The organism is Kitasatospora sp. NPDC058046, assembly GCF_042885595.1.
In the GTDB taxonomy this organism is placed as follows: Bacteria; Actinomycetota; Actinomycetes; order Streptomycetales; family Streptomycetaceae; genus Kitasatospora.
In genome coordinates, this window is sequence record NZ_JBHVRS010000006.1 from 156561 (window position 1) to 169608 (window position 13048).

General features: G+C 74.6%; 12 protein-coding genes. 8 read left to right on the forward strand and 4 right to left on the reverse strand.

Annotated features, from left to right (window positions below):
* Window positions 1-11 precede the first annotated feature (11 nt).
* Window positions 12-530: a hypothetical protein gene (locus ACFVU7_RS15340; RefSeq protein ID WP_387825280.1), complete on the reverse strand. Its 519-nt coding sequence runs from the start codon at window positions 528-530 to the stop codon at window positions 12-14.
* A 71-nt stretch (window positions 531-601) separates the two neighbouring features.
* A complete protein-coding gene (locus ACFVU7_RS15345) occupies window positions 602-2227 on the reverse strand; it encodes a flavin-containing monooxygenase (RefSeq protein ID WP_388045379.1) in 1626 nt (541 codons plus the stop codon).
* A gap of 84 nt (window positions 2228-2311) precedes the next feature.
* Between ACFVU7_RS15345 and ACFVU7_RS15350 the strand changes: the two genes are divergently transcribed.
* The 3 genes from ACFVU7_RS15350 (at window position 2312) to ACFVU7_RS15360 (ending at window position 5356) form a co-directional block, all read left to right on the forward strand.
* On the forward strand, window positions 2312-3541 hold the full coding sequence (locus ACFVU7_RS15350; RefSeq protein WP_388045380.1) for a saccharopine dehydrogenase family protein: 1230 nt from the start codon (window positions 2312-2314) through the stop codon (window positions 3539-3541).
* 22 nt (window positions 3542-3563) lie between these two features.
* Entirely contained in the window at window positions 3564-4412 is an 849-nt protein-coding gene (locus ACFVU7_RS15355) for an alpha/beta fold hydrolase (RefSeq protein WP_380744565.1), read from the forward strand.
* A gap of 203 nt (window positions 4413-4615) precedes the next feature.
* Window positions 4616-5356 carry a VTT domain-containing protein gene (locus ACFVU7_RS15360; protein WP_388045381.1) on the forward strand — a complete coding sequence of 247 codons (741 nt, stop codon included), beginning with the start codon at window positions 4616-4618 and terminating at the stop codon, window positions 5354-5356.
* 39 nt (window positions 5357-5395) lie between these two features.
* Here the strand turns inward: ACFVU7_RS15360 and ACFVU7_RS15365 are convergent, their stop codons facing one another.
* Window positions 5396-6379: an aldo/keto reductase gene (locus ACFVU7_RS15365; RefSeq protein ID WP_388045382.1), complete on the reverse strand. Its 984-nt coding sequence runs from the start codon at window positions 6377-6379 to the stop codon at window positions 5396-5398.
* Between the two features lie 148 nt (window positions 6380-6527).
* Between ACFVU7_RS15365 and ACFVU7_RS15370 the strand changes: the two genes are divergently transcribed.
* The 5 genes from ACFVU7_RS15370 to ACFVU7_RS15390 all read left to right on the forward strand — a co-directional run bounded on the left by ACFVU7_RS15370 (window position 6528) and on the right by ACFVU7_RS15390 (window position 11916).
* Complete coding sequence (locus ACFVU7_RS15370) at window positions 6528-7871, forward strand: cryptochrome/photolyase family protein (RefSeq protein WP_388045383.1); 1344 nt, start codon at window positions 6528-6530, stop codon at window positions 7869-7871.
* Window positions 7872-8057: 186 nt separating this feature from the next.
* Window positions 8058-9002, forward strand: a complete 945-nt coding sequence (locus ACFVU7_RS15375; RefSeq protein ID WP_049649773.1) for an ABC transporter ATP-binding protein — start codon at window positions 8058-8060, stop codon at window positions 9000-9002.
* Entirely contained in the window at window positions 8999-9847 is an 849-nt protein-coding gene (locus ACFVU7_RS15380; RefSeq protein WP_388045384.1) for an ABC transporter permease, read from the forward strand. The genes ACFVU7_RS15375 and ACFVU7_RS15380 overlap by 4 nt, the downstream gene beginning before the upstream one ends.
* Before the next feature lie 120 nt (window positions 9848-9967).
* Window positions 9968-11242, forward strand: coding sequence for a sensor histidine kinase (locus tag ACFVU7_RS15385; RefSeq protein WP_074002941.1), 1275 nt, complete (start codon window positions 9968-9970; stop codon window positions 11240-11242).
* On the forward strand, window positions 11239-11916 hold the full coding sequence (locus ACFVU7_RS15390; RefSeq protein WP_049649771.1) for a response regulator transcription factor: 678 nt from the start codon (window positions 11239-11241) through the stop codon (window positions 11914-11916). The genes ACFVU7_RS15385 and ACFVU7_RS15390 overlap by 4 nt, the downstream gene beginning before the upstream one ends.
* A 54-nt stretch (window positions 11917-11970) precedes the next feature.
* Here the strand turns inward: ACFVU7_RS15390 and ACFVU7_RS15395 are convergent, their stop codons facing one another.
* A complete protein-coding gene (locus ACFVU7_RS15395; RefSeq protein WP_388045581.1) occupies window positions 11971-12855 on the reverse strand; it encodes an aminoglycoside phosphotransferase family protein in 885 nt (294 codons plus the stop codon).
* Between the last annotated feature and the right edge of the window lie 193 nt (window positions 12856-13048).

Here is a 13048-nt window from a genome sequence, read left to right on the forward strand (position 1 = left end):
CCTCCCGAAGTTCAGCGCGGCCGCGCGACCGGGTCAACCGAATTAGGGGGCGTCGGATCAGGGGGCGTCGGAAGTCCTCCGTGCCGGCGGTCCGCGTGGCCCGCGCCGCGCAGCAGCGAACCGAGCGAGAGCATCGCGGAGAGGCCGAGCAGCACCGTGGACCAGAACCAGAAACGCACCCAGGTGTCGGGGACGGGCAGCAGGACCGCCAGCACCGCCGGATACAGGACCAGCAGCCACGCCAACCGCCGCTCCGCTCCGGCCTGTTGGCGCAGCCGCCCGGCCGCCCGCTCGCCCTGCCCGGCGGCCCCACCGGTGACCAGCCGCAGCCCCTCGGCAGTGGTCAGCCGACACGTGTGCACCAGCGCCGCGATCATCGTGAGGAGCAGGGCGAGCCCCAGCAACTGGGCCCATTCGGGCACGCTGGGCCGGCCTGACGTGGTGACCACCAGCATCGGCACCGCGAAGAGCAGGGTGCTCGACGCCTCGAAGGCGACGAGCCGGGCGGCGGGGGTACGGGGCGCGGCCACCGACGTCTCCCAGGACAGGAGTCTCCGGTGGCCGCGGGCGCAGCCGTTCGCCCGGCGGCGGTGTGAACCCGTCATGACCCCGGCTGCGCTTCGCCGGCGCCCGCGCGGACGGGCCCGTCGGAGCCGGACCGGTCCGGGGCGACGCGCGGCACCGTCAGGACGTACTCGTCCGGGTCGATGGCCCGGGTCCGGCGGCGGAACCGCCAGGTCGACGCGGGCCAGATGGTGGTGACACGGCCCGTGCGGTCCTGGTACCAGCCGGAACAGCCGCCCGCGGCCCAGACCGTGGGGGCCATCCGCTCCTCCAGTTCGGCGTTGTACGCGTGCTGCGCCTCCGCGCGCACGTCCACGGAGCCCAGACCGCGGCTCCGCATCAGCCGCAGGGTGCTGAGGAGGTAGTTGATCTGCGACTCGATCATGTGGATGAGGCTGGTGTGCCCCACGCCCGTGTTGGGTCCCGCCATCAGGAACAGGTTGGGGAATCCCGCGACGGTCGTGCCGAGGTGTGCCTGCGGGCTGCCCTGCCAGACCTCGTCCAGGGACCGTCCGTCACCACCGATGACGTGCTTCGCGTAGGAGGCGTCGGTGACCCGGAATCCGGTTCCGAAGACCAGGACGTCCACCGGATGCGCGGTGCCGGCGGATGCGGTGCCGGCGGACGCGACCGGAGTGCCTCCGCGCGGGGTGGTGAGGACCGTGTCCGGTCCGATGCTCGCGATCGGGTCGGTGACGACGCGGACGTTGGGTTGCACCAGTGCCGGGTAGTAGTCGTCGGAGAGCAGGACCCGCTTGCAGCCCAGCGCGTAGTCCGGGGTCAGCTTGGACCGCAGCTCGGGGTCCTCGACCTGGCGGTGCAGGTGGGCCAGGGCCTCCCGGCGCCCCAGCTCGGACATGACGCGGTTGCCGAGCAGGGCCGGCAGCGTCGCCTCCCGTGCCAGGTACTCCCAGCCCCGCGCCAGTCGCTGCGCCGTCGGGGCCAGCTGGAACAGGCGGTGCTGCCACGCCGGCACCGGCCGGTCCCGCCGCGGGGCGATCCATGACGGAGTGCGCTGGAAGACGGTCACCTGCCGGGCCGTGCGCTGCAGGTGGGGGACGAACTGGACGGCGCTCGCGCCGGTGCCGATCACACCCACCCGCTTGGCCGACAGGTCCAGGTCGTGCCGCCATCCGGCGGAGTGGAACGCCTCTCCGGTGAAGCCGGCCAGACCGGGCAGCGCGGGGACGGCCGGCTCCGAGAGGGGCCCTTGGGCCATCACCAGCAGCCCGGCGCTGAGCGGTCCGGTGCTGGTGTCCAGCTCCCAGCGCAGCCGCTCGGGGTCCCAGGTGGCGCGGCGCAGTTCGCAGCCGAGCCGCAGGTGGGGCGCCAGGCCGTACCGGCCGACGCAGTGCTTCAGGTACCGGTCGATCTCCTCCTGGGGCGCGAAGCGCCTGCTCCAGGCGGGGTTGGGTGCGAACGAGAACGAGTACAGGCGCGAGGGCACGTCACAGGCGCAGCCGGGATAGGCGTTGTCCCGCCAGGTGCCGCCGACCTCGTCGGCCCGCTCCAGGAGCAGCAGGTCGCGGTGGCCCTCCCGCAGCAGCCGGATGGCCGTGCCGAGGCCCGCGAATCCCGCGCCGACGATGACGACGGACACGTGTCCGGGTGAGGCGCCGGCCGCTTCGCGCGGGGCCGGGCTCGTGGTGTGCGGGTCGGTCATGGTTCCCCTCCGGCCGAAGACTGTTCGAACTAAATGCTATCGTAGACATAACGATCGTAACTCTCACGATAGATGGAGTGGCGAATGAGGATTCTGGCTCTCGGAGGCCCCGGAGCGATGGGCGCCGTGGCGGTACGCGTGGCCGCCGGACTCACCGGCGTCACCGAGATCGTCGTGGCCGACCGGAACCCGGAGGCGGCCCGGACGCTGGTGCGCCGGCTCGACGAGGGCGGCACGGGTGGCGCGCCGATGCGGGCGCTGACGGTGGACGTCACCGACGGCCGCGCCCTGCACGCCGCCCTGGAGGGCGCGGACGCCGTCCTCAACACCGTCGGCCCGTACTACCGCTTCGGCCTGACCGTGCTGCGGGCCGCGATCGCGACCGGCACCCACTACCTGGACATCTGCGACGACTGGGAGCCGACCCTGCGGATGCTCGGCCTGGACGAGGAGGCCCGGGCCGCCGGGGTCCGTGCGGTGGTGGGCATGGGCGCCAGCCCCGGTGTCAGCAATCTGCTGGCCACACGTGCCGTCCGGCACCTGGACCAGGTCCAGGACCTGTACACCGCCTGGCCCGTCGACGTCTCCGGCAGCGGTGGGGACGACGAGCAGCTCAGCGACCCCGACGGGCGCCCCAGCGCGGCCGCCGTGCACTGGATGGAGCAGATCAGCGGGAAGGTCGCGATGGTCAGCGGCGGACGGCTCGTCCACCGGCGGCCGCTCCAGCCGGTCGCGCTCTCCGTGTCCGCCGGACGCACCGGCACGGCCTACACCGTCGGCCACCCCGAGCCGGTCACCCTGCACCGCAGCTTCCGACCGGCCGGCGAGGCCGCCAACCTCATGGTCGTCACCCCGGGCACACTCGCCTACCTCGACGTCCTGCGCCGCGACATCGACGCCGGAAGACTCACCAACGAGACCGCGGCGGCCGCACTCGCCAAGCCCACGGTGGGCCGCGCGCTGCGGGCCACCGCAGGTGCCATGACCCGCAAGGGCCCCGGCTCACTGCCCCCGTTCTTCGCCGCCGCCACGGGCACCCGCGACGGCCGCCGCGTCACCGTCCTGGCCCGGCTCGCCGACACGCCCGGCGCCTCGGCACTGATCGACGACATGGCGGAGGCGACCGGCCTGCCCCTGGCGCTGGGGCTCGCGCAACTGCTGGACGGCACCGGTGGCCGCCCCGGCGTCCACCCGCCGGAGACGGCCATCGACGCCGACCGCTTCTTCCTCGACCTGGCACGCCACGTGCCCGACCTTCCCGGCGACGACGGCCCCCGCGACGGCGTGGTCATCGACGTGACCCCGGCCCCGTGAACCGCGACCCAGGAGACAGAACATGCCACCAGAGACGGCCACCACACCCCCCACCGACGTCATCGACGTCGCGGGACGCACCGTCCGCTACGCCGCGACGGGCAGCGGCCCCCCGGTGCTCCTGCTGCACGGTCTGGACCGCAGCCTGGCGGACTGGGCACCGCTCCAGGCGGCCCTGCCCGGCCACCGGCTCATCGCGATCGACGTCCCGGGGTTCGGCCGGTCCCAGCCCCTGCCGGACTGCCGGCTCCCCTCGCTGGCCGGGCACGTCGAGCGGGCACTCGACCGACTCGGCCTCACCTCCGCCGTCCACGTGGTCGGCAACTCCCTCGGCGGTGCCATCGCGATGCGGCTCGCCGTCCAGGCCCCCGCGCGCGTGTCCTCGCTGGCACTGCTCAACAGCGCCGGGTTCGGCCGCGAGGTCACCTGGGCGCTGCGGGTCCTCGACCCGCCGCTGCTCTGGCGGCTGCTCCTGCGCCCCACCGAGGGGAACGCACAGTTCGCGGAGCGTTCCCTCTTCCACGATCCGGCCTTCGCGACCCCCGAACGGACAGCCGCCGCACTCGCCCTCGCCCGCCGCGAAGGAGCCGCCCGCACGCTGCGGCAGGTGGCCCGCGAGCTCGGTTCCTGGCGCGGCGTACGTCCCGGCTGGCGGACGGAGCTGCTGACAGAGGTCTCGGCGCTCGACATCCCGACGCTGGTCGTCTGGGGGACCCACGACCGCATCCTCCCCGCCCGCCATCTCGTCAACGCCGCGTCCGCCCTGCCCCGGGCACGTACCCACCTCTTCCCGCGAACCGGTCACCTGCCGCAGATCGAGCGCGCCGAGGAGACGGCCGGCCTGCTCGGCTCGTTCTGGAACGACCTGTGAAGCGCGCCGCGCGAGGGCTCGGCGGCGGGTGCGACGCGCGGGTCCCGGCCCCGGACCGCCCGGCACCCGCCTACCGGTAGGCCACGTGGCCGCCCTGGTCCGGATCGGGGCGGCCATGACGGCCGACCTCGCCCCGCGCCCCCGACGGGCGGCAGGCACTACATTGGAGCGGAGAGGGGCGCCGATCCCGAACGGGGTGGCCGATGCACTCGATCACCGACTGGCTGAGCGGCCTGTCCGGCCCGGTCGTGTGCGTGGTCGTCGCGGCCCTCGTGTTCGCCGAGGACGCCCTCTTCTTCAGCTTCTTCCTCCCCGGCGAGACCGCCGCCGTCCTCGGCGGGTTCCTCGCCCACCAGGGCAGGGCCCCGGTCGGCTGGCTCGTCCTGGCCGTGGTCTGCGCGGCCGTCCTCGGCGACACCGCCGGCTACGAGATCGGCCGCCACCTCGGCCCGAGGATCCTCGACACGCGCCCGATGCGGCGCCACGCCAACCGGGTCGACCAGGCGCAGGAGCTGATCCGCCGGCGCGGGCCGGCCGCCGTCTTCTTCGGCCGGTTCGTCGCCTTCTTCCGCGCCATGGTGCCCACCCTGGCCGGCATGTCCCGGATGCCCTACCGCCGCTTCGTCCTGTTCAACGCCCTCGGCGGGCTCCTCTGGGGCGTCGGGTTCACCCTGCTCGGCTACTTCGCCGGAGCCGCCTACGCCCGGGTCGAGGGTACCGTCGGCCGGGTCCTCGCCCTGGTGATCGGCGCACTCGTCGTCGTCTCCCTCGCCGTCTGGTGGTTCCTGCGCCGACGCGGGTCCGGGGAGGGCGACCGCACCCCGGCCCGGGCCCAACGGGACGGAGAGCAGCGGGACGGAGAGCAGCGGGACGGGGAGCAGCGGGACGGGGAGCGGCGGACGGAAGAGCGGCGGGACAGCGGGCAGCGGGGCGGACGGCCCTGACGCCGCCGCCCCCTCACCGGCGCCCGCCGCCGCTTCCGGTCACCAGCGGCCGTGCACCTGCGCCCGGATCCGCCGGTCGTACAGCTCGCGCACGGCGGCCAGGGTGGCCGGCGGGAGCGGCGCCGAGTCGGCGGCCGCCGCGTTGGCCCGGGCCTGCGCCACGTTGCGCGCCCCGGGAATCACCGTCGTCACCCCCGGCTGCTGGGTGACCCAGCGCAGCGCCGCCTGCGCCGAGCTCACCCCCTCCGGCGCGAACCCGGCGAACTCCGCCGCCGCCTCGACGCCCGTCGCGAAGTCCACCCCGGAGAAGGTCTCCCCCTGGTCGAAGGACTCGCCGTGCCGGTTGTACGTGCGGTGGTCGTCCGCCCCGAAGACGGTGTGCTCGTCGTACCGGCCGGACAGCAGCCCCGAGGCCAGCGGCACCCGGGCGAGGATGCCCACCCCGGCCGCTTCGGCGGCGGGCAGCACCTGCTCCAACGGCTTGAGCCGGAACGCGTTCAGGATGATCTGCACGCTCGCGACGTTCGGGCGCGCGATCGCGGTCAGCGCCTCCGCACAGGTCTCCACGCTCACCCCGTACGAGGCGATCCGCTCCTCTGCCACCAGGGTGTCCAGGGCGTCGAACACCTCGTCCGTGGAGTAGACCGGCGTCGGCGGGCAGTGCAGCTGCACCAGGTCCAGCCGGTCCACCCCCAGGTTGTCCCGCGAACGGTCGGCCCAGGCACGGAAGTTGGCGAGGTTGTAGTGCTCGGGCCGCTGCTCGACCCGGCGGCCGAACTTGGTGGCGACGAACACCCCGGCGTCCGGGCGGTCCTTCAGGAAGCGGCCGATCAGCCGCTCGCTGCGGCCGTCGCCGTAGACGTCGGCGGTGTCGAAGAGGGTGACGCCGGCCTCCACCGAGGCCTCCAGCACGGCGAGGGCGTCCTCCTCCCGGACATCCCCCCAGTCCGCACCGAGCTGCCAGGTGCCGAGTCCGACGATCGAGACGGGGCGGCCGGTCCGGCCGAGTACGCGCTGTTCCATGGGGGCGAGCCTCTCACGCGGCGTCCCCAGCGCACCACGCCGCACGGTGGGCACACCTCGTCGTACCGCGTCGCACCGCCGACGGCTCCGGACGTCCGGGTGGAAAGCTGGGGACACCGACGTCGGCACCACCTGCGAGGCCCCACCCGTGACCGTATCGATCGCCCTGTTCACCCAGGACCTGCGGCTGCACGACAACCCCGTGCTGCACGCCGCCCGCACCGCGGCCGACCGGGTCGTCCCGCTGTTCGTCCTGGACCCCGCCGTCGAGGCCGCCGGCTTCGCCGCGCCCAACCGGCTGGCCTTCCTGGCCGACTGCCTCGCCGACCTGGACGCCTCGCTGCGCCGGATCGGCTCCCGGCTGGTCGTGCGCCGCGGCGAGCCCGCCGAGCAGGCGGCCAGGGTCGCCGCCGAGGCCGAGGCCGGTGCCGGTGCCGAGGCCGGTGCCGCCACCGTCCACGTCGCCGCGGGCGTCAGCGCCTTCGCGCACCGGCGGGAGGAACGGCTGCGCGAGGTGTTCGGCGACCGCCTGCACGTCCACGACGCCTCGCTGACGGTCGTCCCGGCGGGCCGGATCACCCCGGCCGGCCGCGACCACTACGCGGTCTTCACCCCGTACCACCGCGCCTGGCAGCGGACGCCCCGCCGCACGGTGCTGGCCGCGCCCCGAGCGCTCGACACCCCGGACGGCATCGGCGGCGAGAGCCTCCAGCCCACCGGGCCGCTCTCGCCCGCGCTGCCGCCCGGCGGCGAGAGCGCGGCCCGGCGGCGGTGGCGGCGCTGGGACGTCGACGCGTACGCGCGGGTGCACGACGACCTCGCCGCCGACGCCACCTCCCGGCTCTCCCCGTACCTGCACTTCGGCTGCCTGTCCGCCACCGAACTCGTCGAACGCGCCCTGCGGCACGACGGAGAGGGCGCGCAGGCCTTCGTCCGGCAGCTCGCCTGGCGCGACTTCCACCACCAGGTGCTCGCCGCCCGCCCGGACGCCGCCCACCGCGACTACCGGGACAGGGACGACCACTGGCACCGGGACGAGCGCGAGGCCGAGGCCTGGCGGCAGGGCCGCACCGGGTACCCGATCATCGACGCCGGGATGCGCCAGCTCGCCGAGGAGGGCTGGATGCACAACCGGGCCCGCCTGCTGACCGCGGGCTTCCTCGCCAAGTCCCTGTACCTGGACTGGCGGATCGGGGCCGCCCACTTCCTGTCGCTGCTGGTCGACGGGGACGTGGCCGACAACCAGCTCAACTGGCAGTGGGTCGCCGGCACCGGCACCGACACCCGCCCCAACCGGGTGCTCAACCCGCTGCGCCAGGCCGACCGCTACGACCCGGACGGCGCGTACGTCCGCCGCTGGGTCCCCGAGCTCGCCCACCTGCCCGGCCCGGCCGTCCACCGCCCCTGGCTGCACGGCGCCGACTACCCGGCCCCGCTCATCGCCCCGGACGCCCTCACCGAGCGGTTCCGCCGGGGGCGGGGCCTGGACTGAGTTTCATAGCCCGGACCGAGCGCGAGGGCCTGGGCTGAGCCAGGAGGCGGACGGGCGCACGGTACCCCGGTACTACGGCCCCGGCGATGATCGGCCCCGGGTACCACGGATCGCCGCGCCGTCGAACCTAGCGTGGAAGGTACCGGCGGCCGGGACGACCCGGCCCACGAACGTTGAGGGTGAGCGATGATCGAGGCGCACCAGCTGACGAAGCGGTACGGGGAGAAGACCGCCGTCGATCGGCTGGACTTCACGGTCCGGCCGGGTACGGTCACCGGCTTCCTCGGGCCCAACGGGGCGGGCAAGTCCACCACCATGCGGATGATCGTCGGACTGGACGCGCCGACCGGCGGCTCGGTGCGCGTCAACGGCCGCCGCTACGCCGAGCACGCCGCCCCGCTCCAGGAGGTCGGCGCACTGCTGGAGGCCAGGTCGATCCACCCCGGCCGCTCGGCGTTCAACCACCTGATGGCGCAGGCCCACACCCACGGCATCCCGCGCCGCCGGGTCGACGAGGTGATCGAGCTGACCGGCCTGCGGTCGGTGGCGCGCAAGCGGGCCGGGGCGTTCTCGCTCGGCATGGGCCAGCGGCTGGGGATCGCCGCCGCCCTGCTGGGCGACCCGGCGACGGTGATGCTCGACGAGCCGGTCAACGGGCTCGACCCCGAGGGCGTCCTGTGGATCCGCAACCTCCTCACCTCGCTCGCCGCCGAGGGCCGCACCGTCTTCGTCTCCTCCCACCTGATGAGCGAGGTCGCCCTCGTCGCCGACCACCTGATCATCGTCGGACGGGGCCGGCTGCTGGCCGACACCACCGTCCAGGACCTGGTCCGCGAGGCCGGCGGCGACGCCGTCACGGTGGCCAGCGCCGACCCGGCCCGGCTGCGCACCCTGCTCGCCGGCCCCGGCGTGGAGATCTCCGGCCGCTCCGGCTCCGAGGAACTCCTCGTCACCGGCCGCACCGCCCGCGAGATCGGCCTGACCGCCGCCTCGCACGGCATCGCCCTGTTCGAACTCGCCACCCGCACGGTCTCCCTGGAGCAGGCGTTCATGGACCTCACCCGGGACGCCGTCGAGTACCACGGCACCACCACCACTGCCACTGTCGAGACCCCGAGGAGCGCGGCATGAGCACCCTCGCGCCGAGCCAGACCGCCACGCCCGCCGGCTCCGGGCCCGAGCGCCCCGTCTACAAGGTCACCGCCGCGCGCGTGCTGCGCTCGGAGTGGGCCAAGCTGTGGTCCCTGCGCTCCACCTGGATCACCCTCGGCCTGGCCCTGCTGTTCCTGGTCGCGTTCGGCCTGATCGCCGCCGTCCAGTTCAAGTCCAGGCTCGACTCCGGCCGGCACCTCGACCGGGACTTCTCCGACGCCACCGCCCTGAGCCTGTCCCTGTTCGGCACCAACTTCGCCCAGCTCGCGCTCGGCGTCCTCGGCGTGCTGATCGCCGCCGGCGAGTACTCGACCGGCATGATCCGCTCCACCCTGGCCGCCGTGCCGCGCCGCCTGCCGGTCCTCTGGTCCAAGGCGGCCGTGTACGGCGTGATCGCCCTGCTGCTCGGCACCGTCGGCGTGTTCGTCGCCTTCCTCACCGACAGCGGCATCCTGTCCGGCACCCGCGTGGCGATGGACCTCTCCAGCGCCGGCGCCGTCCGCGGACTGCTCGGCGCGGGCCTCTACCTCGCCCTCGTCGGCGTGATCGGCGTCGCCCTGGGCGCGCTGCTGCGCTCCGTGGCCGGCGGCATCTCCGTCCTGGTGGCCACCCTGATGCTGGTCCCCGGCCTCGTCTCGCTGCTCCCCACGTCCTGGCAGAGCCACATCAGCCCGTACCTGCCCAGCCACGCGGGCGAGGCGATGTTCGCCCTGCACCACGACTCGACCACCCTGTCGCCCGCCGCCGGGCTGGCGGTCTTCCTCCTGTGGACGGTGCTCGCCCTGGCCGGCGCAGCGGTGCGACTCGTGCGCAGCGACGTCTGAGAGACTCCGGTGCGGCACCCGGTCCACCGGGTGCCGCAGCCCCGCCCCTCCCTCGTACGACAGGTGACGACCGTGAGCCACCTCGACACCCGGGGACCGGTCCAGTCCGCGCCGCCGCCCGTGCCAGACCCGCTCCCCTCCCACCCGGCCTTCGCGCGCCTGGCCCGCCTGGGCCAGCGGGTCCGGCAGGCCGACCGCGCCCACCCGTGGGTCCTGGACACCGCCGTGGTCGTCGTGGTCCTCCTGGCGTTCGGCCTCCCGGACCTCCTCCACGGCGACGCCGACCACGCGCGCGAGCACCGGATCCACTTCGTCCGGCTGCCCCTGGCCGCGACCCTCGCCCTCCAGGCCGGCCTCGTCCTGCCCCTGCTGTGGCGCCGGCGGCGCCCGACGGCGGCGTTCGCGGCCATCATGACCGTCTTCGTCGTCCAGTGGTCCACGGGCGCGGCACTGCGGGCCGACGCCGCCCTGCTCGTCGCCCTCTACAGCCTGGCCCTGCACGGGAGCCTGCGGCACCTGGCCTGGGCGTGCGCGGCCATGGCCGCGGCGAGCACCCTGGTCGCCGCGGAGGTGTCCTCCGGGCTGCCCGTCGGCGACGCGCTGTTCTTCCTGTTCAGCGCCGCGACGGCGGCCGTCGCCCTCGGCATCGCGGTACGGATCCGCCGCGCCCAGCTCGCCGGGCTGCGGGAACGCGCGGCCCGGCTGGAGATCGAGCGCGACCAGCGCAGCCGGCTGGCCGCCGTCACCGAGCGCACCAGGGTCGCCCGGGAGATGCACGACATCATCGGCCACAACCTGTCCGTCATCGTCACCCTCGCCGACGGCGGCGCCTACGCGGCCGAGGCCTCCCCCGAACGCGGACGCGAGGCGCTGCTGCTGATCGGCGACACCAGCCGCCAGGCGCTCGGCGAGCTGCGGCGGATGCTCGGCGTCCTGCGCGACCAGGGCGAGGACGCCGAACTCACCCCGCAGCCGGGCATCGCCGACGTCGACGGGCTGTGCGCCCGCATCCGCGCGGCCGGGCCCCAGGTGGTGTACACGGCCGCCGGGGACCTCGACGCCCTCGACCGCGGGGTGCAGCTGATGGCCTACCGCATCGTCCAGGAGTCGCTCACCAACACCCTGAAGCACGCCGGCCCCGGCACCCGGGCCCACGTCACCCTCACCTCCGGGGACGACCGGCTGCGGGTGCGCGTACGGGACAGCGGCCCGCCCGACGGCCCCCCGCCGTCCGCCCCCGGCCGGCCGCCCCGCGAGGGCCACGGCCTCGCCGGCATACGGGAACGCGCGGCCCTGTACGGCGGCACCGTCACGGCGGGCCCCGGGCCCGGGGCAGGATGGACCGTGGAGGCCGTACTCGACCTCACCCCCGACCCGACAGGCGGCCCCGCGTGACCACCCTCCTCATCGTGGACGACCAGCCCTTGCAGCGGTACGGCTTCCGCATGCTGCTGGAGAGCCAACCCGACACCGAGGTCGTCGGCGAGGCCGCCCACGGCGCCGAGGCCGTCCGGCTCACCGCCGACCTGCGGCCCGACGTCGTCCTCATGGACATCCGCATGCCCGGCATGGACGGCATCGAGGCCACCCGCCGGATCGTCGCCACCGGCGGCCGCTCCCGCGTCCTCGTGCTGACCACCTTCGACCTCGACGAGTACGCCCACTCCGCCCTGCGGGCCGGCGCCAGCGGCTTCCTCCTCAAGGACGCCCGCCCCGAGGAGCTGCTCTCCGGGATCCGCGCCGTCGCGGTCGGCGACGCCGTCGTCGCCCCCGCCATCACCCGGCGCCTCCTCGACGCGTACGCCCACCACCTGCCGACCCGACCGCCGGGCGCCGCCCCCGTCGAGGACAGCCGACTGAACGCCCTCACCGACCGCGAGCGCGAGATCCTCGTCGCCGTCGCCCAGGGCTGGAGCAACAACGAGATCGCGAGCCGCCTCGTGCTCGCCGAGTCGACCGTCAAGACCCACGTCAGCCGCGTGATGGCCAAGATCGGCGCCCGCGACCGCGTCCAAGCCGTGATCTTCGCCTACGACCGCGGGCTCACCCGCCCCAACCCGCCCGTCTGACACCCGCCCGCCGCGCGCTGTCTTCCAGCGCGCCCCTACGGCCCCTACGGCCCCTCAGCCCCGATCGGCGAGGATCCCCGAGAGCACGCGGCGCGCGTCGCGGGTGTCAGCGCCGTCCTCGCCCAGGCTGTTGGCGCACGAGACGAGCGTCTTCCACAGCGCCCAGCCGCGTCCGCGCGCCCACGTCGCGTCGTCGACGCCCAGCCGCCTCCGGAACACGTCGCGGCCGTCGGCCGAGAGCAGGGTCCACGCGATCGCGAGGTCGCAAGCCGGGTCCCCCACGCCACACGTACCGAAGTCGATGACGGCGGCGAGCCGTCCGTCCTCGAGGAGCAGGTTTCCCTTGGCGAGGTCGCCGTGGAACCAGACGTCGGCCCCGTCCCACCGCGCCTCGAGCGCCTGGGTCCACAGCTCGTGCGCCGACGCGACGTCGACGTGGCCGCGCAGCCCGTCCAGCGCACCGAGCGCCTGCGCCTCGTACGTCCGCAGCGTCGCGCCACGGAACCAGTTGTGCTTGCCGGGCTGCGGCCCTTCCGAGGCATCGACGCCCCGCAACGCGGCGACGAAGTCGGCCAGGCCCCCGGCGAAGCCGATCGGATCGACGACCGACTCGAACGTCGCGGGCGTGCCGTCGATCCACCCGTAGACCGACCACGCGAACGGGTAGGCCGCACCAGGACTCCCCTTCGCCAGCGGCACCGGGACCGGCAGCGGGAGAGCGGCTGCCAGCTCGGGCAGCCAACGGTGCTCCTTCTCCACGGCCAGGGCGTACTCCTCCGCGCTGGGCAGGCGGAGCACCATGTCCTCGCCCAGGTGGAAGGTCCGGTTGTCCCAGCCGCCGTTCTCCACAGCCGTCACAGGCAGTGCGGCCCACTGCGGGAACTGCTCGGCCACGAGCCGCCCCGCCTGTTCGGCACTGACGGTGACCCGCCGGGGCATGGGCCCGAGATCCGGAACATCGTTCAACAGGTACCCCCTTGGCAGGCTCTGGTGTGAACGGACGGACGCTTGCTCCACGCGAGTAGAACCCACCCGACACAGCTTCGACAACCCGTCAGGACACCGTCTCCGGCTCGGGCCTCACCGCCGCCCCGGGACGGCGGTGAGGCGGTTCGGCGGCCACACCTCGGAG